Consider the following 19,881-nt stretch of genomic DNA (forward strand, 5'->3'; position numbering starts at 1 on the left):
GGGCCCGGCCTAGCCTGGCCTTGACGCAGGGAGGTCTACTGTGGCGAACGGCCATCGATCGGTTTCCACCGCCCGCAAGCTCATCGCGACGGTGCTGGGCACTTTCGCCACGTTCATCGTCCTCTTCGGCGCCGGCATGACCAGCTGGGCCATCGCCGCGCTGGGGGTGGCACTGCTGGTGCTCGCGGTCAGCCTGGTGCTGATCACCGCGTTCCCCGGCACCGAGCGCGCCTGGGTGGCCGGCATCGCCCACGTCCGCAGCGTCTCCGAGCCACCGGCCTCCTCCGCCTACGGCCGCTGCGAACTGCAGATTCTGGTGGACGCGCCGGGCGTACCGCCCCGGTCGGTCAAGGTCCGCGACCCCCGGGTGCCGGTGGCGAAGTGGCCCGACCCCGGCGCCACGCTGCCGATCATGGTCGCCATCGACGACCAACGCCACGTACGGATCATCTGGGACGACGTGCTGACCCACGCTGAAGCCGCCGCGGAGCGGGCCGACCTGCCGCCGGAGTTCGACGAGCCCGACTTCAGCACCCTCGACGACGACCTGCTCGACGTGGATGAGGAGCCGCCGTGGGCCCGGCGACGCTCCGACGACCTGTTCCTCGACCCGGACACCGCCCAGACCGCCGATCTCGGCGCGGCGCTGCGCGACGACGATCCGGCCGAGCCCGCCGGTCCAACCGACGATCCGCGTCAGCGGCGACGCGACCCGGCGGAAAATCCCCGGCCGGACTTCGCCACCCCGGGGTTCGACCCCGACATCGAACAGTCCGAGCCGGCGGAGCCGGGCCGGGTCGACGCCCCCGGCAAGGTCGACGACCCCGTCGTGGTGAGCCAGTCACCGGGGGGTCACAAGGTGGTGGACGGCACCGTGGTGGACCCGCAGCCGGTGCCGTTGCCGCGCCGCGCCCGGCCACGGCCGTACTCCCCACCCGCTGAGCCGGAGGCCGGCACGGTCACCGCCGGAACGGACCGGGGCCGGGCCACCGCCGAGGCCCGCGCCGAGTCGCCGACCGCCACCGGGACGGCGCTGGCCGACCAGCCCGACCAGGACGCAGACGACCCCGACGGCGAGTCGGTGACCGACCCCGACGGCCCGCTCGCCGACCTGGCCGACGCCGGCCCGGTGACCGGCCCCGACACCCTGGCCGACGAACCCGACGACCACGGGCCGATCCACGGCGTCGGGCTGACCCTGCTCGTCGCGGACCTCGAACGGTCGGTCGGGTTCTACCGCGACATGCTCGGCTTCTTCGAGATCGACGGCGGGGACGGCAACGCGGTGCTCGCTTCCGGGCAGACCCGCCTGGTGCTGCGGTCGGTGCCCGAGGTCGCCCCGGTCAATCGTCGGCTCATGCACCTCAACCTCGAAGTCGACGGCCTGCAACGGATGCACGACGACCTCAAGGCCAAAGGGGTGCGGTTCACCTACGCGCCCCGGGCGGTCAACCGTGGTGCCCGGCTGGAACTGTGGGCGGCTGCTTTCCGCGACCCGGACGGCCACGGTATCGCAATCATCGAGTGGCGCGACCGTGACCAGCCCGCGACCGACACCGACGCAGCACAGTGATTGTCAGCTGAGGATGACCCGCCGGACGTGCCACACGTACGCCCAGACGACGCCGAACAGCACCCCCACCACCAGCAGTGACCAGTGCAGCAGGCCGGCTAGCAGGACCAGCCCTTGCAGCACCGTGCTGGCGTACCAGGCCCAGCCGCGCCGCAGCAGGCCGGCGAGCAGCACCGCGCCGACGGCGAGGACAGCGCTGGCCACCATCGCCGCCGGGCCGGAGCCGTCGCCCAGCATCCGGATCGGCTGGATCGCCAGCACCAGCACCAACGCTTCCAGGCCGAGAGTCGCCGCGCCGAGCCCGCGCGCGGCGGCCGGCGGGTTGCGCAACCCCGACCGACGCGGCGGCGGCCCGGCCGGGTCGTCGGTTGTTGGGTCGTCCGTCACCGGGTCAGCGCTCACCGGGTCAGCAGCCGGCGTGCGTCGGCCACCGTCACCACCGATCCGGTGATCAGGACCCCCACCCCACTGAGCTCCCCGTCGAGGTCAGCCTCGGCCAGCTCCACCGCCGCCTCGATCGCGTCCGGCATCTGCTGGGCCACCCGTACCCGGTCGACGCCGAACGCCTCGACCGCGAGACCGGCCAACTGACCGACCGGCATCGCCCGCGGCGACGTGTTGCCGGTCACCACCAGTGCGTCCGCCACCGGCTCCAGCAGATCCAGCAGCGCCTCGGCGTCCTTGTCGGCCAGCACGGCGATTACCACCACGAGCCGCCGGAACGCGAACTCCTCCTGCACCGCGGTGACCGTGGCCGCCATCCCGTGCGGGTTGTGGGCACCGTCGAGCAGGATCGTCGGCGCGCTGCGTACCCGCTCCAGCCGGCCCGGTGACGACACCGCGGCGAAGCCGTGCCGGACCGGCTCGGCGTCCAACGTCCGACCCGGGCCGGCACCGAGGAACGCCTCCACCGCCGCCAGCGCCAACGCCGCGTTCTGCGCCTGATGCGCCCCGTGCAGCGGCAGGAACACCTCGTCGTAGCGGCCGCCGAGCCCCTGCAACGTGAGCATCTGCCCGCCGACCGCGACCGCGCGGTGGACCACGCCGAACTCGCCACCCTCCCGGGCGATGGTGGCCCCCACCTCGGCGCACCGGTCCAGGATCGGCCCGGCCGCCTCCTCCGGCTGCACCGCGGTGACCACCGTCGACCCGGCGTGCACGATGCCGGCCTTGGCCCAGGCGATGTCGGTGAGGGTGTCGCCCAGCCACTCGGTGTGATCCAGACCAATCGGAGTGATCACGCAGACACCGGCGGACAACACGTTCGTGGCGTCCTCGGCACCACCCAGCCCGACCTCCACCACCGCCACGTCGACCGGGGCGTCGGCGAACGTCGCGAACCCCAACGCGGTCGTCATGTCGAAGTACGTCAACGGCTCCGCGGCCTGCTTGTCGACCAGCTCGGCCAATGGCGCGACCTCCCGGTACACGGCGGCGAACCGCTCCTCGCTGACCGGCTCACCGTCCAGGCTGATCCGCTCCCGCACCGTCTCCAGATGCGGGCTGGTGTAGCGGCCGGTGTGCAGCCCGAAGGCCCGCAGCAGCGAGTCGATCATCCGGGCGGTCGAGGTTTTGCCGTTGGTCCCGGTCAAGTGGATCGACGGGTACGCCCGCTGCGGACTACCCAGCAGGTCCAGCAGCTGGCCGATCCGGTCCAGGTCGAACACCATCCGGGTGAAGCCCCGGTCGGCGAGCTCCTGCTCGACCCGCGCGAACTCGCCACCCGGCCGCTGCTTCGCACCGCCGGTGGCCCCCGTACGACGTACCGTCACGACTGCTCACCGTCGGCGGCCGGCAGCGCGGCGAGCGCTCCGGCGATGCGGGCCAGCTCCGCCTCGGCCACTGCCAACCGGGTACGGATCTTGTCCACCACCGGGGCCGGTGCCTTGTCGACGAACGCGCTGTTGCCCAGCTTGGCCCGGCACTGCTCGGCTTCCCGCTCGGCCGCCGCCCGGTCCTTGGTCAACCGGGCGCGTTCAGCCGCCACGTCGATCGAACCGCGGGTGTCGAACTCGACACCGACCTGTGCGGTCACTGCAAGCTTCGCGGTGGCCGAGAACTCGACGGCCGGCTCGTCCAGCCGGGTCAGCGACCGGATCAGCGGCTCGTGCCCGCCGACGCCCGCGTCGGCCAGACCGGTCAGCCGGGCGCTGACCCGTTGGGTCGGCCGCAGCCCCTGGTCCGACCGGAACCGGCGGACCTCGGTGACCACCCGCTGCACCACGGCCAGCTCCGCCTCCGCCGCCGGATCGTGCCACTCCGGATCGGCGACCGGCCAGGAAGCCACCATCAGGCTGCCGGCCGCTGGCTGGCCCGACCCGGCCAGCACCGACCACAACTCGTCGGTGACGAACGGAATAACCGGGTGGAGCAGCCGCAGCAGCTGGTCGAGCACGTGGCCGAGCACCCGCCGGGTCCGGTCAGCGGCCTCCCCGCCGGCGCCCAGCACCGGCTTGCTCAGCTCCAGATACCAGTCGCAGACGTCGTCCCAGGCGAAGTGGTAGAGCGTGTCACACGCCTTGGCCAGCTCGAACGCCTCGAACTGCTGGTCGACCTGAGCCGTCACCTCCTGCAGCCGGGACATGATCCACCGGTCGGTCATGCCCAGATCCGCCGGGTCGGGCAGGTCGCCGGTCAGGTGCGCGCCGTTGAGCAGCGCGAACCGGGTGGCGTTCCACAGCTTGTTACAGAAGTTGCGGGAACCCTGGCACCACTCCTCGCTGACCGGCACGTCGGCGCCCGGGTTGGCACCCCGGACCAGGGTGAACCGGGTGGCGTCGGCGCCGAACCGGTCGATCCAGTCGAGCGGGTCGACGACGTTGCCGTACGACTTGGACATCTTCTTGCCGAACTGGTCGCGGACCATGCCGTGCAGGGCCACCACGTCGAACGGCTGCCGGCCGTCCATCGCGTACAGCCCGAACATCATCATCCGGGCCACCCAGAAGAACAGGATGTCGTAGCCGGTCACCAGCACACTGGTCGGGTAGAAGGTCTGCAGGTCGTCGGTCTGGTCCGGCCAGCCGAGCGTGGAGAACGGCCACAGCGCGCTGGAGAACCAGGTGTCGAGGACGTCCTCGTCCTGCCGCCAGCCGGCACCGGCCGGCGGCTGCTCGTCGGGTCCGACGCAGACGACCTCGCCGCCCGGGCCGTACCAGACCGGGATCCGGTGCCCCCACCACAGCTGCCGGGAGATGCACCAGTCGTGCATGTTGTCGACCCAGGCAAAGTAGCGGGCGGCCAGCTCCGGCGGCTCCACCCGGGTCCGGCCGTCACGCACCGCGTCCCCGGCGGCCTTCGCCAGCGGGCCGGTCCGGACGAACCACTGCAACGACAGCCGCGGCTCGACCGTGGTCCGGCACCGCGAGCAGTGACCGACCGCGTGCACGTACGGCCGCTTCTCGGCCACCACCCGGCCTTCGGCCCGCAACGCCGCGACGATCGCCGGCCGCGCCTCGAACCGGTCGAGTCCTTCGAACGGTCCGGCGGCCGTGACCACCGCACGCTCGTCGAGGATGGTCAGGCTCGGCAGCCCGTGTCGTTGGCCGATCTCGAAGTCGTTGGGGTCGTGCGCCGGGGTCACCTTCACCGCGCCCGTGCCGAACGTCGGATCGACGTGCGCGTCCGCGACGATCGGGATCCGCCGACCGGTCAACGGCAACTCAACCTCGGTGCCGACGAGATGCCGGTAGCGGTCGTCGTCCGGGTGCACCGCCACAGCGGTGTCGCCCAGCATCGTCTCGACCCGGGTGGTGGCCACCACGATCGACGCGTCGCCCTCGCCGTACCGGATGGAAACCAGCTCGCCGTCGTCGTCGTTGTGTTCCACCTCGATGTCGGACAGGGCGGTTCGGCACCGCGGGCACCAGTTGATGATGCGCTCGGCGCGATAGATCAGGTCGTCGTCGTAGAGACGCTTGAAGATGGTCTGCACCGCCCGGGACAGGCCCTCGTCCATCGTGAAACGTTCCCGGTCCCAGTCGACCGAGTCGCCGAGACGGCGCATCTGCCCGAGGATGGTGCCGCCCGACTCGGCTTTCCACTGCCAGACCCGGTCGATGAACTGTTCCCGGCCAAGGTCGTGCCGGGACAGACCTTCGGCGGCGAGTTGTCGCTCCACGACGTTCTGGGTGGCAATCCCGGCGTGGTCCATGCCGGGCAACCAGAGCGCCTCGAAGCCCTGCATCCGCTTGCGTCGGATCAGGGTGTCCTGGATCGAGTGGTCGAGTGCGTGCCCGACGTGCAGCGACCCCGTGACGTTCGGCGGCGGCACCACGATGGTGAACGGCGGCTTCCCGCTGCCCGCGTCGGCCCGGAAGTAACCTTCGGCTACCCACCACTCGTACCGCCGCTGTTCGACCTCGCCCGGAGCGTACTGGGCCGGCAACATAGGGGCTGCGTCGTGTTGGGGCTGCGGAGTCTCGGTCACCCATCGAGTTTACGGAGCCCCCGCACCCGAATTCACGCAGGCCCGACTGCGGCAGGCCAGCTGTCTCGGGCCGCTTGACGGGGCCGACGGGCGGCACCCACCGCTCGGCGGACTCGGTGACGTACGGTGTCGGGCATGGTCGACGACATATTCGGCGGACGACGGCCGGCTCATCAGGGACCGGCCGACCGTCAGGGACCGGTCGACGTGACCCCGGAGGCCCAGCCGACGCCGGGCGACGAAGAGCGCCGCAGCCGAGGTGTCCGGGTCGGACGCGGCCGGCGCGTCGTCGTCATCGGCTCGCTCGCCGCGATCGGTGTGCTGGGCGTCGGTCTACTCGGTGCGACCGGCTTACGCATCGTCACGCAGAAGGATGCCAGCCTGAGCGCCCCGGACGAGGCCGCCGGGCTGGTCCGCGACGACGGGGAACAGGCCAGGAGTACGGCCGACTACCTGCACAGCGCCTTCGCCGCCGGAATCGACCTGGACCACAGCACGGCTGCCGTATACCGGGACCCGTTCGCGGCGGACCGCAGCGTTCTGGTCTTCGGTGGCACCGCTCTGCTCTGGTCACCCGAGCACGACCTGGACGCGCTGCTGAAGATCGTCGGTGACGAGGAGGGTTCGGTCACCGGCGTCCACCAGGTACCAGCCGGAACGTACGGCGGCGTGATGAAGTGTGGCAGCACGCCTACCGGTGACCAGGAGATGCCGGTCTGCGGTTGGGCGGACCACGGGAGCATCGCGGTGGCGCTGTTCCCGGGGCGTACCGTCGGCGAGTCAGCCGCGCTGCTCGCGGACCTGCGGATGGACCTTCAGCAGCGGGACTGACGTCCGTACGACGGTCTACTGCACGGGTCGGCACGGTGTCGTTGCACAGGGCGGACCTCCGAGGGATCTTCCCTGGAAACACTTGTGGGCCACCCGTACGGGTGACCCACAAGTAAAAATGTCCGGCGGTGACCTACTCTCCCACACCCTCACGAGTGCAGTACCATCGGCGCTGGAGAGCTTAGCTACCGGGTTCGGAATGTAACCGGGCGTTTCCCCTCCGCCATAACCGCCGTAACCCTAACAACAAACCAAACACACACAGTGTTCGTTTGCCCAGAATCACACAGTGGACGCGTACATCTTCGAAGTCAAGTCCTCGGCCTATTAGTACCGGTCAACTGAACCAGTTACCTGGCTTACATCTCCGGCCTATCAACCCAGTCATCTACTGGGAGCCTTACCCCACAAAATGGGTGGGACACCTCATCTTGAAGCGAGCTTCCCGCTTAGATGCTTTCAGCGGTTATCCCTTCCGAACGTAGCCAACCAGCCGTGCCCCTGGCGGGACAACTGGCACACCAGAGGTTCGTCCGTCCCGGTCCTCTCGTACTAGGGACAGCCCTTCTCAAGTATCCTACGCGCGCGGCGGATAGGGACCGAACTGTCTCACGACGTTCTAAACCCAGCTCGCGTACCGCTTTAATGGGCGAACAGCCCAACCCTTGGGACCTGCTACAGCCCCAGGATGCGACGAGCCGACATCGAGGTGCCAAACCATCCCGTCGATATGGACTCTTGGGGAAGATCAGCCTGTTATCCCCGGGGTACCTTTTATCCGTTGAGCGACACCGCTTCCACACGCAAGTGCCGGATCACTAGTCCCGACTTTCGTCCCTGCTCGACCTGTCAGTCTCACAGTCAAGCTCCCTTGTGCACTTACACTCAACACCTGATTGCCAACCAGGATGAGGGAACCTTTGGGCGCCTCCGTTACCCTTTAGGAGGCAACCGCCCCAGTTAAACTACCCACCAGACACTGTCCCTGAACCGGATCACGGTCCGAAGTTAGAAACCCAAATCAACCAGAGTGGTATTTCAACAACGACTCCACCGATACTGGCGTACCAGCTTCACAGTCTCCCACCTATCCTACACAAGCTAATTCGAGTACCAATGTCAAGCTATAGTAAAGGTCCCGGGGTCTTTCCGTCCTGCCGCGCGTAACGAGCATCTTTACTCGTAATGCAATTTCGCCGGGCCTGTGGTTGAGACAGTAGGAAAGTCGTTACGCCATTCGTGCAGGTCGGAACTTACCCGACAAGGAATTTCGCTACCTTAGGATGGTTATAGTTACCACCGCCGTTTACTGGCGCTTAAGTTCTCAGCTTCGCCCCGAAGAGCTAACCGGTCCCCTTAACGTTCCAGCACCGGGCAGGCGTCAGTCCATATACATCGAATTACTTCTTCGCATGGACCTGTGTTTTTAGTAAACAGTCGCTTTCCCCTGGTCTCTGCGGCCATACAACGCTCCACCCGAAAAGAGCTTCACGTCTCCGGCCCCCCTTCTCCCTAAGTTACGGGGGCAATTTGCCGAGTTCCTTAACCACAGTTCGCCCGATCGCCTCGGTATTCTCTACCTGACCACCTGTGTCGGTTTAGGGTACGGGCCGCTAGAAGCTCGCTAGAGGCTTTTCTCGGCAACATAGGATCACTGACTTCACCTGAATCGGCTCGGCATCACGTCTCAGCCACACGCACCACGGATTTACCTATGATGCAGCCTACACGCTTACCCCGGCACAACCACCGGCCGGGATCAGCTACCTTCCTGCGTCACCCCATCGCTTGACTACTACCCGCCAGGTTCCCGCGCTCCCTCAGATCAGTCCGAAAACCTCACCAAGTTCGGGCAGTTAGCACAACGAGGTTCATCATGGGCGCTCCTTCGCGGGTACGGGAATATCAACCCGTTGTCCATCGACTACGCCTCTCGGCCTCGCCTTAGGTCCCGACTCACCCAGGGCGGATTAGCCTGGCCCTGGAACCCTTGGTCATCCGGCGGAAGGGTTTCTCACCCTTCTTTCGCTACTCATGCCTGCATTCTCACTCGTGCCGCGTCCACAGCTGGGTCACCCCGCTGCTTCACCCCCGGCACGACGCTCCCCTACCCATCCACACACCTGCACCAACCCTCGAAAGAGTCAGCGAAGTACACGCGTGAATGCCACAGCTTCGGCGGTGTGCTTGAGCCCCGCTACATTGTCGGCGCGGAACCACTTGACCAGTGAGCTATTACGCACTCTTTAAAGGGTGGCTGCTTCTAAGCCAACCTCCTGGTTGTCTAAGCGACCCCACATCCTTTTCCACTTAGCACACGCTTAGGGGCCTTAGCTGGTGATCTGGGCTGTTTCCCTCTCGACTACGAAGCTTATCCCCCGCAGTCTCACTGCCACGCTCTCACTTACCGGCATTCGGAGTTTAGCTGATTTCGGTAAGCTTGTAGGCCCCCTAGACCATCCAGTGCTCTACCTCCGGCAAGAAACACGCAACGCTGCACCTAAATGCATTTCGGGGAGAACCAGCTATCACGGAGTTTGATTGGCCTTTCACCCCTAACCACAGGTCATCCCCCAACTTTTCAACGTTGGTGGGTTCGGCCCTCCACGCGGTCTTACCCGCGCTTCAGCCTGCCCATGGCTAGATCACTCCGCTTCGGGTCTAGAACATGCGACTCAACGCCCTCTTCAGACTCGCTTTCGCTACGGCTACCCCACACGGGTTAACCTCGCCACATGCCACTAACTCGCAGGCTCATTCTTCAAAAGGCACGCCGTCACCCCTAAAGGCTCCGACGGATTGTAGGCGAACGGTTTCAGGTACTATTTCACTCCCCTCCCGGGGTACTTTTCACCATTCCCTCACGGTACTCGTCCGCTATCGGTCACTAGGAAGTATTTAGGCTTACCAGGTGGTCCTGGCAGATTCACGGCAGATTTCAGGGGTCCGCCGCTACTCGGGAACATCCACAGAAGACCAGAAGTTTTCACCTACCGGACTATCACCGTCTACGGCTGGCTTTTCCACACCATTCAGCTAACAACTGGCTTTATCACTTCTCGACCGAATGTCAGTCCGATCAGCAGAGTCCCACAACCCCGACCACGCAACCCCTGACAGGTATCACACGCAGCCGGTTTAGCCTCATCCGCTTTCGCTCGCCACTACTCACGGAATCACTATTGTTTTCTCTTCCTGCGGGTACTGAGATGTTTCACTTCCCCGCGTTCCCTCCACACACCCTATGAGTTCAGGTGCAGGTGACACCACATGACTGATGCCAGGTTTCCCCATTCGGACACCCTGGGATCACAGCTCGGTTGACAGCTCCCCCAGGCCTATCGCGGCCTCCCACGTCCTTCATCGGCTCCTAGTGCCAAGGCATCCACCGTTCGCCCTTGACAACTTGACCACAAAGATGCTCGCGTCCACTGTGTAATTCTCAACAAACGACCAACCCGCAACCCCCAGCCCCACACCAGCACCACCACACACGATGGCCGGTATGCAAGACCAGGCCGCGCCTGGCACCAGAGACAACAACCCACCACGTGGCCTGTTCCCTCAGGACCCAACAGGATGCCCACCATCCACACCAGCCGCACCAACACCACCCTCCACACCCCCACCCGAAAGCAGAAGCAGTACTAGCAGCATCAGCCGTTGCCGACACGAACTCACCAGTGTCTCCGCCACATGAGCACCCCCACCCCACACTCGGGGGCAGCAGGCTCCCTACCCGACCTTCGCCGGGAGAGCGCTCCTTAGAAAGGAGGTGATCCAGCCGCACCTTCCGGTACGGCTACCTTGTTACGACTTCGTCCCAATCGCCAGCCCCACCTTCGACAGCTCCCTCCCACAAGGGGTTGGGCCACCGGCTTCGGGTGTTGCCGACTTTCGTGACGTGACGGGCGGTGTGTACAAGGCCCGGGAACGTATTCACCGCAGCGTTGCTGATCTGCGATTACTAGCGACTCCGACTTCACGGGGTCGAGTTGCAGACCCCGATCCGAACTGAGACCGGCTTTTTGGGATTCGCTCCACCTCACGGTATCGCAGCCCATTGTACCGGCCATTGTAGCATGCGTGAAGCCCTGGACATAAGGGGCATGATGACTTGACGTCATCCCCACCTTCCTCCGAGTTGACCCCGGCAGTCTTCGATGAGTCCCCGCCATAACGCGCTGGCAACATCGAACAAGGGTTGCGCTCGTTGCGGGACTTAACCCAACATCTCACGACACGAGCTGACGACAGCCATGCACCACCTGTGACCGCCCCCGAAGGACCCCACATCTCTGCAGGTTTTGCGGCCATGTCAAACCCAGGTAAGGTTCTTCGCGTTGCATCGAATTAATCCGCATGCTCCGCCGCTTGTGCGGGCCCCCGTCAATTCCTTTGAGTTTTAGCCTTGCGGCCGTACTCCCCAGGCGGGGCGCTTAATGCGTTAGCTGCGGCACAGAGAACCGGAGAGGCCCCCCACACCTAGCGCCCAACGTTTACAGCGTGGACTACCAGGGTATCTAATCCTGTTCGCTCCCCACGCTTTCGCTCCTCAGCGTCAGTATCGGCCCAGAGACCCGCCTTCGCCACCGGTGTTCCTCCTGATATCTGCGCATTTCACCGCTACACCAGGAATTCCAGTCTCCCCTACCGAACTCTAGCCTGCCCGTATCGACTGCAAGCCCACAGTTGAGCTGTGGGTTTTCACAGTCGACGCGACAAGCCGCCTACGAGCTCTTTACGCCCAATAAATCCGGACAACGCTCGCGCCCTACGTCTTACCGCGGCTGCTGGCACGTAGTTGGCCGGCGCTTCTTCTGCAGGTACCGTCACTTACGCTTCGTCCCTGCTGAAAGAGGTTTACAACCCGAAGGCCGTCATCCCTCACGCGGCGTCGCTGCATCAGGCTTCCGCCCATTGTGCAATATTCCCCACTGCTGCCTCCCGTAGGAGTCTGGGCCGTGTCTCAGTCCCAGTGTGGCCGGTCGCCCTCTCAGGCCGGCTACCCGTCGTCGCCTTGGTAGGCCATCACCCCACCAACAAGCTGATAGGCCGCGAGCCCATCCCAAGCCGAAAAACTTTCCACACACCACCATGCGGCAGCATGTAATATCCGGTATTAGCCCCGGTTTCCCGGGGTTATCCCAAAGCCTGGGGCAGGTTGCTCACGTGTTACTCACCCGTTCGCCGCTCGAGTACCCCGAAGGGCCTTTCCGCTCGACTTGCATGTGTTAAGCACGCCGCCAGCGTTCGTCCTGAGCCAGGATCAAACTCTCCAACAAAAACCTGTGAAGAAATCAAACCCGGCATATAAAATGCCAAGGAATCACCAACCAGAAAACCACCACAAACGCGGCAGTCAACCAGCCGGGAACCAAACAAACTTTGGCACTGGCTTATCAAGCACCCTGTTGAGTTCTCAAAGAACAAACACACACCAGCAGAACCACCCACACCAAGCAGGCAACCCCACCAGGGCCATCCGTCCCACCCGACTCCCGCCGGGCAACTTCTCTACCTTACCCGGTTGGCCTCGCGTTGTCAAGAGCCAATTTCAACTCTCTCGCACCACCCGGATTCCCCCGCGCTTGATCCAGCCGCTCCGCAGCTGTCTTTGGTCGGGGTGTCCAGCAGACCGGCCCTCCTCGTTACCCGAGGCTCGGCCCGGCTCCCTGCCGGCTTCCTACCTTACCCGGTCGGTTTCGCAATCTCAAGTCCGGCTTGCCGGTGAGTCGCACCGCCCGCCCAGTCTGGTTCGGCGGTCACCCGCCCCATCCTGGCTGTCTGCGTTTCCGGCCGTTTTGTCCGTGTCCCGCTGACAGAGAGAAAGTTACGCGGCGCCGCGACGGAACGCAAGTTGATCTTGAAGATTCTTGGCAAGTTCCACGTATACGCAGGTCAACGTGGGTGCGACCGGACGGGTACGGGTCCTGACTCGGCGAACTGCCCGACGGTTGACCTACGCGGCGTGAGGTCCGTGGGTGCAGGAGGGTGCCGTGTTGCGGTGGGCCAGCCGGCGGCGTCGACCTGGCCGCCGGTCCCCCCGCACCATGGCCGACCGTGTCAGAGTGGCTCCCATGACTGTCGAAGGACCACAGGCCATCGACGCCATCTCCGCCCTGCTGCTGCCGTTCTGGCAGATCGTGATCGGCGCTGTGGTGGTGGTGGCCGTGATCGTCTCGATTCACCGGCTCATCCTCCGCGGGCCGTCCCGGATGACGAAGGCGCTGCTGATCCTCGGCGGCGCGATCATCAGCCTCGCGGTGATCGGCGTACTCACCTCTGGTGGTTGACCCTCTGGCCGACGTAGCCGGCAGTCCCGACGGCACTTGCCGCCCGCTCGGCGTCAGAGTCGGCGGTTCGCCAGGCTCGGCAGTTCGCGCCGGATGGTCTCCACCCGCCGTGGGTCGAGATCTGCGAACACCACACCGGCGACATCCGGCGCCTGGGCCACGACGACGCCCCAAGGGTCGACCACCATGCTGCGGCCGAAACAGGTACGGCTCGGCTCATGCTCGCCGATCTGGCCGGCGGCCAACACGTAGCACTGGTTTTCGATCGCCCGAGCGCGGAGCAGAACCTCCCAGTGGTCCCGGCCGGTGTGCAGCATGAACGCTGCCGGCACAACCAGAACCTGGGCGCCCAGCTCGGTCGCCAGCCGCCGGTACAGCTCAGGGAACCTCAGGTCGTAGCAGATAGACAGGCCGATCCGGATGCCGCCGCACTCGACCACGACCGGGTCGGTGCCGGGTGCCACGCTGCTCGACTCGTGGTACGAGACCCGGCCGGGAATCTCGACGTCGTACAGGTGGATCTTCCGGTAGATGGCGGCCAGTCCGCCGCCATCGTCGAAGACCAGGCAGGTGTTGAACGTACGGTCTGGGTCGGGCCCGCGTTCGTGGTAGGAGCCAACCACCACCCACATCCCTAGCTCGCGCGCGGCGTCGGCGAAAAACCGTCCGACCGTGCCGTCAACGGGCTCGGGGTCGGGCAGCCCTGCCGCAGTGCCGAGGTAGTCGACATACTCGGGAAGAACCGCGAGATCGGCGCCGCCGGCGGCGGCCGACGAGAGCAGACCGTACGCGCTCGCCAAGTTGGCGGCCTGGTCGGAGCGACTGTTCAGCTGGCAGACAGCGACACGCACGGGCGGTGCTCCCTGGTTGTGTTGCGGCTAGGCCGACTTCTCCTCGCGGTCGCGCCGACGCCGGCCGGTGAACTCCCGCGGCACGATCGTCGGGTTGACGTTCTCCAGTACGGCCTCGCGGGTGATCAGCACCCGGGCTGCGTCCGGGTTGCTCGGCACCTCGTACATCACGGAGAGCAGCACCTCCTCCATGATCGCCCGCAGGCCGCGGGCACCGGTGCCGCGGAGCATCGCCTGATCCGCGATGGCTTCCAACGCACCGGGATCGAACTCCAGCTCCACATTGTCCAACTCGAACAGACGTTGGTACTGGCGAACCAGGGCGTTGCGGGGCTGGGTCAGGATCCGGACCAGGGCCTCGCGGTCCAGGCTGCGGACGTTGGTGATCACCGGAAGCCGGCCGATGAACTCCGGGATCAGCCCGAACTTGAGCATGTCTTCCGGCATGACCTGAGTGAGGATGTCGTCGGTGGACCGCTCGGACACTGCCCGGAGCCGGGCCCCGAAGCCGGTGCCGCCCTGCCCGGTGCGCGACTCGATGATCTGGTCCAGGCCGGCGAACGCACCGCCGCAGATGAACAGCACATTGGTGGTGTCGATCTGGATGAACTCCTGGTGCGGGTGTTTGCGCCCGCCCTGGGGCGGCACATTTGCCACCGTACCCTCGAGGATCTTCAGCAGGGCCTGCTGGACGCCTTCGCCGGAGACGTCCCGGGTGATCGACGGGTTCTCCGACTTGCGGGCGATCTTGTCAACCTCGTCGATGTAGATGATCCCGGTCTCGGCCCGTTTGATGTCGTAGTCGGCCGCCTGGATCAGCTTGAGCAGGATGTTCTCGACATCCTCACCGACGTAGCCGGCCTCGGTCAGCGCGGTCGCGTCCGCGATGGCGAACGGCACGTTGAGCATCCGGGCGAGGGTCTGCGCGAGGTGGGTCTTGCCGCAGCCGGTGGGCCCGATCAGCAAGATGTTCGACTTGGCGACCTCGACGGCGTCGTTGGCCCCGGGCGCGCCTGCGGCGTCCGCCTGGATCCGCTTGTAGTGGTTGTAGACCGCGACCGCGAGCGCCTTCTTGGCGTGGTCCTGGCCGACCACGTACGAGTCCAGGAACTGGCAGATCTCCATCGGCTTGGGAAGCTCTTCCCACTTCACCTCGCCGGACTCGGCCAGCTCCTCCTCGATGATCTCGTTGCAGAGATCGATGCACTCGTCGCAGATGTAGACCCCTGGGCCCGCGATGAGCTTCTTGACCTGCTTCTGCGACTTGCCGCAGAAGGAGCACTTGAGTAGGTCGCCGCCGTCGCCGATCCGTGCCACCTACGTTCTCCCTGCGCTCTCGGCCGGTCTCGCCGGCCCTGGCCTAAGGACGGTCTGCCTCGTCAGTGTCGAGCACCTGCCGCCGGTCAACTCCGTCAGACGGTGCATCTCGACGTTACCCGCTGGCGGGGCAAACTCCGACCCCCAAAATCGGGTGTGTCAGAGGTCGGCCAGTCTACTCACTGCCTGGCCGACCTCTGACCGTGCGTCGTCAGCTGGCCGAGCTGGCGGCCAGCACACCCTTCTTCCGGCTGGTCAGGATGGTGTCGACCAGTCCGTAGTCGCGGGACTCCTCCGCCGTCATAATCTTGTCGCGGTCGATGTCCTTTCGAACCTTCTCGACCGCCTGGTTGCAGTGCCGGGACAACATCTCCTCCAGCTGAGTCCGCATCCGGAGGATCTCGCGGGCCTGGATCTCGATGTCCGAACCCTGCCCGTACCCGCCCTCGGTGGCCGGCTGGTGGATGATGATCCGCGAGTTCGGCAACGCCATCCGCTTGCCGGGGGTGCCGGCGGCGAGCAGCACCGCGGCCGCGCTGGCTGCCTGCCCGAGGCAGACCGTCATGATGTCCGGCCGGACGTACTGCATCGTGTCGTAGATCGCCGTCATGGCGGTGAACGAGCCACCCGGCGAGTTGATGTACATGATGATGTCCCGGTCCGGGTCCGTGCCCTCGAGGGTGAGCAGCTGGGCCATCACGTCGTTGGCCGACGCGTCGTCCACCTGCACCCCGAGGAAGATGATCCGGTCCTCGAAGAGCTTGTTGTACGGGTTCGACTCCTTGATCCCGTACGAGGTGCGCTCCACGAACGACGGCAGGACGTACCGGTTGTGCACCGGAGCGAACCCGGGCGGCATGGTCAGGTCAGTCATCGTCGCCTTCCTCAGTTGCGGGTGCCAGCGCCGGTCGGGACCTGCGTGGCTCCAGTGATCACCCGGTCGATGAAACCGTAGTCGAGCGCCTCGGCGGCAGTGAACCAGCGGTCACGGTCCGAGTCCGCCTCGATCTGCGCCGGCTCCTGCCCGGTGTGGAACGCCACCCGCTCCTGGAACATCCGCTTGGTGTAGAGCATCTGCTCGGCCTGGATGGCGATGTCGGAGGCGGTACCGCCCATCCCGCCGGACGGCTGGTGCATCATGATCCGCGCGTGTGGCAGGGCGTACCGCTTGCCCGGCGCGCCGGCGCAGAGCAGCAACTGGCCCATGGACGCGGCCATACCCATCGCGATGGTGGCCACGTCGTTGCTGACGTACTGCATGGTGTCGTAGATCGCCATGCCCGAGTAGACCGACCCGCCCGGCGAGTTGATGTACAGGTTGATGTCCCGGTCCGGGTCCTCGGCGGCCAGCAGCAGCAACTGGGCGCAGATCCGGTTGGCCACCTGGTCGGTCACCTCGCTGCCCAGGAAAATGATCCGTTCCTTGAGCAGCCGGTTGAAGACCGTGTCGTCGAGGTTGCCACTGAGTGAGTCACCGCCGCGGGCCTCGCTCACCCGGATGGGCATAGCTGGGATGTGCAGATCGGTCATGGCAGCCCTTCGCTCTCCGTGCGTCGTTAAGCCCGACATTAACCGTTGCGAACGGGCCGGGCGCCGTTCTCAGGGTGCTGTTCGCTCACAGCGCAGGGGGCCGCGACACGTGGTGCAGCGGTCACCCCGGTTGAGCAGGCGGGTGGTCCGCTACGACGAACGGGCCATCGGCCGGGCATGTGCATCCCGGCCGACAGCCCGCAGTCGGTCACGCTCAGTGCTCGTGGTTGTGCTCGGCTTCGTTGGCTTCCCGGATGGCGTCCATGCTGATCGGGTTGCCGGCCGCGTCCTTCATCGTGATCCGCTCCATCACCAGGCCGAGTGCCTTGCCCCGACGGACGTCGCCGTAGACCGCCCCCGCTGCACCCGACCGGGCCAGCTGGTCGTAGTACTGCTGAGGCGCCATCCCGGCCCGCTGGGCACGGTGCACGATCTCGTGGCCGAACTCGTCATCGGAGACCTGGACGTCCTCGGCGTCAGCGAGGGTGTCCAGCAGCAGCTGGATCTTGACCGCCTTGCCGGCCGCCTCGGCCAGCTCCGCGTCGATGTCGGACTCGGACTTCTCCTCGGAGCCGAGGTAGTCCTCCCAGGAGGCCCCGATCCGCTCCAGCTGGTCGGTCATCGCCTGCTTGCGGTGCTCGACCTCCTCGCGGACCACGCCGTCAGGTGCCGGCACGTCAGCCGCCTCGACCAACTGGTCGAGGGCCTTGTCCCGGGCGGCGTAGATCTGCTCGACCCGCTTGACCCGCTCAACCTTCTGCCGCAGGTCGTTGCGCAGCTCCTCCAAGGTGTCGAACTCGCTGGCCAGCTGGGCGAACGTGTCGTCCAACTCCGGCAGCTCCTTCTCCTTGACGGTACGCACGGTCACCGCGACGTCCGCGTCCCGCCCGGCGTAGTCGCCGCCGACCAGTTGGGTGACGAAGCTGGTCGCCGCGCCGGCGGCCAGCCCGACCAGCACCTCGTCCAGGCCGGGCAGCAACTGCTTGCTGCCGACCTCGTGGGAGAGGTTGGACGCCGATCCGCCCGGCACCTCCTCGCCGTCGACGGTCGCGGCCAGATCGATCTGGACGTAGTCGCCCTCCTGGGCCGGACGCTCGACCGTCTTGAGGGTGGCGAACCGCTCACGCAGCCCGCTGATCTGGTCCTCAACTTCCTTTTCGTCGATCTCCAGCTCGTCGACGGTGACCTCGATGGTGCTGAGATCCGGCAGGCTCAGCTGCGGACGTACGTCCACCTCCGCGGTGAACTTCAGCGCCTCACCGTCGGTGAAGTCGGTGATGTCCACCTCCGGCCGGCCGAGCGTCTTCACCTCGTGCTCGCGGACGGCGGCCAGGATGTTCTGCGGGATCGCCTCCTGGACGGCCTCGTTGAGCACCGCGCCCCGGCCGATCCGCTGGTCGATCACCGCCGCCGGCACCTTGCCCTTACGGAAGCCGGGGATGGTGACCTGCTGGGCGATCTCCCGGTACGCCTTCCGCAGGCTCGGTTCGAGCTCGACGAACGGCACCTCGATGGCGAGCCGGACCCGAGTCGGGCTCAAGGTCTCGACGGTGCTCTTCACAGGCGTACTCCTTGATGCATGTCAGTCTTGTCCGGTCGTCGCTGTCGGCTCCGGGCGCCTGCTCGAGGCAGCCACCCCGCCGCGTGGCATGGCACAGCCCATCGAGTGTATGCCTGCCGGCAGGCCGGATCGTTCTCGCCCGGTGCCGAGCCGGCGGTTGACAGTCGGGGTGGCGGGATTTGAACCCACGGCCCCTCGCTCCCAAAGCGAGTGCGCTACCAAGCTGCGCCACACCCCGTGGCACCGGTCAGTCTATGCCGTCGGCAATCCGCCGCGCCGCCCGGTATCCCGCCAGCTGTCGGATCAACCCGCCGCGCCGCCCGGCGGGACCCCCGTGCGGCAGACCCGCGACAACTTGTACGCTAGTCCGTGCGCCCTGCCTGCCGGGGCGCACGCGGGCGTAGCTCAATGGTAGAGCCTCAGTCTTCCAAACTGATTACGCGAGTTCGATTCTCGTCGCCCGCTCCACCAGCTCCACCGCGGGTCAGCGGCGCTACTCCCCTTCCGGTACGCCGTCGGCGGTCAGGGCGCCCTGCCCCGGCGCGGCCGGGAGGAAGATGTGGGTGTGCCCGTTGCCAGCGTCGACGTTGAGCACGTCGAGTTGTGTCGCTGCAACCGACCACGTGGTGACCGCGATGTCCCGCTGACGGCCGGCGAGCTCCAGCAGAGTTCCGCGCTCATCCTGTGGAAGGGCCAGCGCCGCCGTGTATGTGTCGATTGCGGCATCGAGCGCCCGTACCGCCGCAGCCAGACCGGAACGGGCGATGTTGACGCCGGTGCCACCGGACGGCGGGTTGGCGAAGTCCTCGACCACGTCCCTGGTGATGCCCCGCCACCCTTCGACGTCTGACTGGGGAGCTGCCGGACCGGGCGGTTGGCCCGCCGGCACCGCACCGGCTAGCCCGTCGAGCACTGGCAAGAGGTTCTCCTGCGTACGGCGGGCAAGTGAGGTCAGCTCCACGATCTGGGCAGCGTTCCGCTCCTCCTCCTGCGCCTGCAGCTGCGCGACTCGGTCGTCGAGCGGTGCGGAGTCAGCTGCGTCGGTGGAGTCGCCTGCGGTCACGGCTCCGATCGGCGCAGCGAGTAGTGCGCCCAGCGCGAATGCGATCACCAGTGGAGCCAGGCGACGAACCAACGGCGTCCCCGGCGAGGCTGGCCGGGTGGCCGGCCGGGCGGACGATCTGGCGGAGTCACGGGCACTGCGGCTTCGGCGATCTGCCGGCATGGTGGAGCCTCTCCACTGCTGGTGACGGGTGGGCACGCATTGGCTCGCCGAAGGCCGCTGCGTCTCGCATGATGGGCCCGGTACCGGCCCGCCGAGGCTGGCACCAAGGTTGAAATCACTTTAACGGACCATCCGACCACACCGGGGGTGCCGAGGCGTCGGCGCCGCTGGCCGGCAGCACGGGAGCGCCGCCACCCCGGTCGGAATGATCCGGTGGGCGGGGTCGTTGTGCATGGTCGCGCCACGCACTCCGGCCCGCAGCCGCCGG

12 protein-coding genes, 2 tRNA genes and 3 rRNA genes are annotated in these 19,881 nt (G+C 66.3%); 4 read left to right on the forward strand and 13 right to left on the reverse strand.

The window, feature by feature from the left end:
• The first annotated feature begins 40 nt into the window (after positions 1-40).
• Positions 41-1,573 (forward strand): VOC family protein, encoded by a 1,533-nt coding sequence (locus tag O7621_RS26985; RefSeq protein WP_282231807.1) that lies wholly within the window; start codon positions 41-43, stop codon positions 1,571-1,573.
• Positions 1,574-1,576: 3 nt separating this feature from the next.
• On the opposite strand, the gene O7621_RS26990 is transcribed toward O7621_RS26985, so the two are convergent.
• The 3 genes from O7621_RS26990 to O7621_RS27000 form a co-directional block, all read right to left on the reverse strand.
• On the reverse strand, positions 1,577-1,960 hold the full coding sequence (locus tag O7621_RS26990; protein WP_282231808.1) for a DUF4233 domain-containing protein: 384 nt from the start codon (positions 1,958-1,960) through the stop codon (positions 1,577-1,579).
• Positions 1,961-1,971: 11 nt separating this feature from the next.
• Positions 1,972-3,243, reverse strand: a complete 1,272-nt coding sequence (locus O7621_RS26995; protein WP_282234755.1) for a folylpolyglutamate synthase/dihydrofolate synthase family protein — start codon at positions 3,241-3,243, stop codon at positions 1,972-1,974.
• Positions 3,244-3,341: 98 nt separating this feature from the next.
• Positions 3,342-5,963, reverse strand: a complete 2,622-nt coding sequence (locus tag O7621_RS27000) for a valine--tRNA ligase (RefSeq protein WP_282234757.1) — start codon at positions 5,961-5,963, stop codon at positions 3,342-3,344.
• 174 nt (positions 5,964-6,137) lie between these two features.
• Between O7621_RS27000 and O7621_RS27005 the strand changes: the two genes are divergently transcribed.
• On the forward strand, positions 6,138-6,833 hold the full coding sequence (locus O7621_RS27005; protein WP_282231809.1) for a hypothetical protein: 696 nt from the start codon (positions 6,138-6,140) through the stop codon (positions 6,831-6,833).
• Positions 6,834-6,953: 120 nt separating this feature from the next.
• On the opposite strand, the gene rrf is transcribed toward O7621_RS27005, so the two are convergent.
• From rrf to O7621_RS27020, 3 genes are all read right to left on the reverse strand, one after another.
• Positions 6,954-7,070 (reverse strand): 5S ribosomal RNA (gene rrf, locus O7621_RS27010).
• A gap of 70 nt (positions 7,071-7,140) precedes the next feature.
• Positions 7,141-10,245: ribosomal RNA gene (locus O7621_RS27015) — 23S ribosomal RNA — on the reverse strand.
• 356 nt (positions 10,246-10,601) lie between these two features.
• Positions 10,602-12,118, reverse strand: a 16S ribosomal RNA gene (locus O7621_RS27020).
• Together the 16S, 23S and 5S rRNA genes form the textbook arrangement of a ribosomal RNA operon.
• Before the next feature lie 795 nt (positions 12,119-12,913).
• On the opposite strand from O7621_RS27020, the gene O7621_RS27025 reads away from it, so the two are divergent.
• Positions 12,914-13,129 (forward strand): hypothetical protein, encoded by a 216-nt coding sequence (locus tag O7621_RS27025; protein WP_278170711.1) that lies wholly within the window; start codon positions 12,914-12,916, stop codon positions 13,127-13,129.
• A gap of 53 nt (positions 13,130-13,182) precedes the next feature.
• Here O7621_RS27025 and O7621_RS27030 read toward each other — a convergent pair whose 3' ends face one another.
• From O7621_RS27030 to O7621_RS27055, 6 genes are all read right to left on the reverse strand, one after another.
• Complete coding sequence (locus O7621_RS27030; RefSeq protein ID WP_282231810.1) at positions 13,183-13,980, reverse strand: carbon-nitrogen hydrolase family protein; 798 nt, start codon at positions 13,978-13,980, stop codon at positions 13,183-13,185.
• A gap of 27 nt (positions 13,981-14,007) precedes the next feature.
• Positions 14,008-15,297 carry an ATP-dependent Clp protease ATP-binding subunit ClpX gene (gene clpX / locus O7621_RS27035; protein ID WP_123603013.1) on the reverse strand — a complete coding sequence of 430 codons (1,290 nt, stop codon included), beginning with the start codon at positions 15,295-15,297 and terminating at the stop codon, positions 14,008-14,010.
• Between the two features lie 211 nt (positions 15,298-15,508).
• Positions 15,509-16,171, reverse strand: coding sequence for an ATP-dependent Clp protease proteolytic subunit (locus O7621_RS27040; protein ID WP_123603014.1), 663 nt, complete (start codon positions 16,169-16,171; stop codon positions 15,509-15,511).
• An 11-nt stretch (positions 16,172-16,182) separates the two neighbouring features.
• Positions 16,183-16,827, reverse strand: a complete 645-nt coding sequence (locus O7621_RS27045; protein WP_123603015.1) for an ATP-dependent Clp protease proteolytic subunit — start codon at positions 16,825-16,827, stop codon at positions 16,183-16,185.
• A gap of 214 nt (positions 16,828-17,041) precedes the next feature.
• The gene (gene tig, locus O7621_RS27050) at positions 17,042-18,388 is read right to left on the reverse strand and encodes a trigger factor (RefSeq protein ID WP_282231811.1); all 1,347 of its coding nucleotides are present in this window, start codon (positions 18,386-18,388) and stop codon (positions 17,042-17,044) included.
• Between the two features lie 164 nt (positions 18,389-18,552).
• Positions 18,553-18,626: transfer RNA gene (locus tag O7621_RS27055), tRNA-Pro, on the reverse strand.
• A 156-nt stretch (positions 18,627-18,782) separates the two neighbouring features.
• Here O7621_RS27055 and O7621_RS27060 point away from each other — a divergent pair.
• Positions 18,783-18,856: transfer RNA gene (locus tag O7621_RS27060), tRNA-Gly, on the forward strand.
• A gap of 25 nt (positions 18,857-18,881) precedes the next feature.
• Here the strand turns inward: O7621_RS27060 and O7621_RS27065 are convergent.
• Positions 18,882-19,499, reverse strand: coding sequence for a hypothetical protein (locus O7621_RS27065; RefSeq protein ID WP_282231812.1), 618 nt, complete (start codon positions 19,497-19,499; stop codon positions 18,882-18,884).
• Positions 19,500-19,881: the final 382 nt, after the last annotated feature.

Source organism: Solwaraspora sp. WMMD937 (assembly GCF_029581175.1).
Taxonomy (GTDB): Bacteria; Actinomycetota; Actinomycetes; order Mycobacteriales; family Micromonosporaceae; genus Micromonospora_E.

Excerpts from the sequence above, each read along its gene's own strand:
- O7621_RS27025 (WP_278170711.1), top strand. The coding sequence starts at position 12,914 with ATGACTGTCGAAGGACCACAGGCCATCGACGCCATCTCCGCCCTGCTG.
- O7621_RS26995 (WP_282234755.1), bottom strand. The coding sequence starts at position 3,243 with ATGGTGTTCGACCTGGACCGGATCGGCCAGCTGCTGGACCTGCTGGGT.
- O7621_RS27040 (WP_123603014.1), bottom strand. The coding sequence starts at position 16,171 with ATGACTGACCTGACCATGCCGCCCGGGTTCGCTCCGGTGCACAACCGG.
- O7621_RS27000 (WP_282234757.1), bottom strand. The coding sequence starts at position 5,963 with ATGTTGCCGGCCCAGTACGCTCCGGGCGAGGTCGAACAGCGGCGGTAC.
- O7621_RS27045 (WP_123603015.1), bottom strand. The coding sequence starts at position 16,827 with ATGACCGATCTGCACATCCCAGCTATGCCCATCCGGGTGAGCGAGGCC.
- O7621_RS27005 (WP_282231809.1), top strand. The coding sequence starts at position 6,138 with ATGGTCGACGACATATTCGGCGGACGACGGCCGGCTCATCAGGGACCG.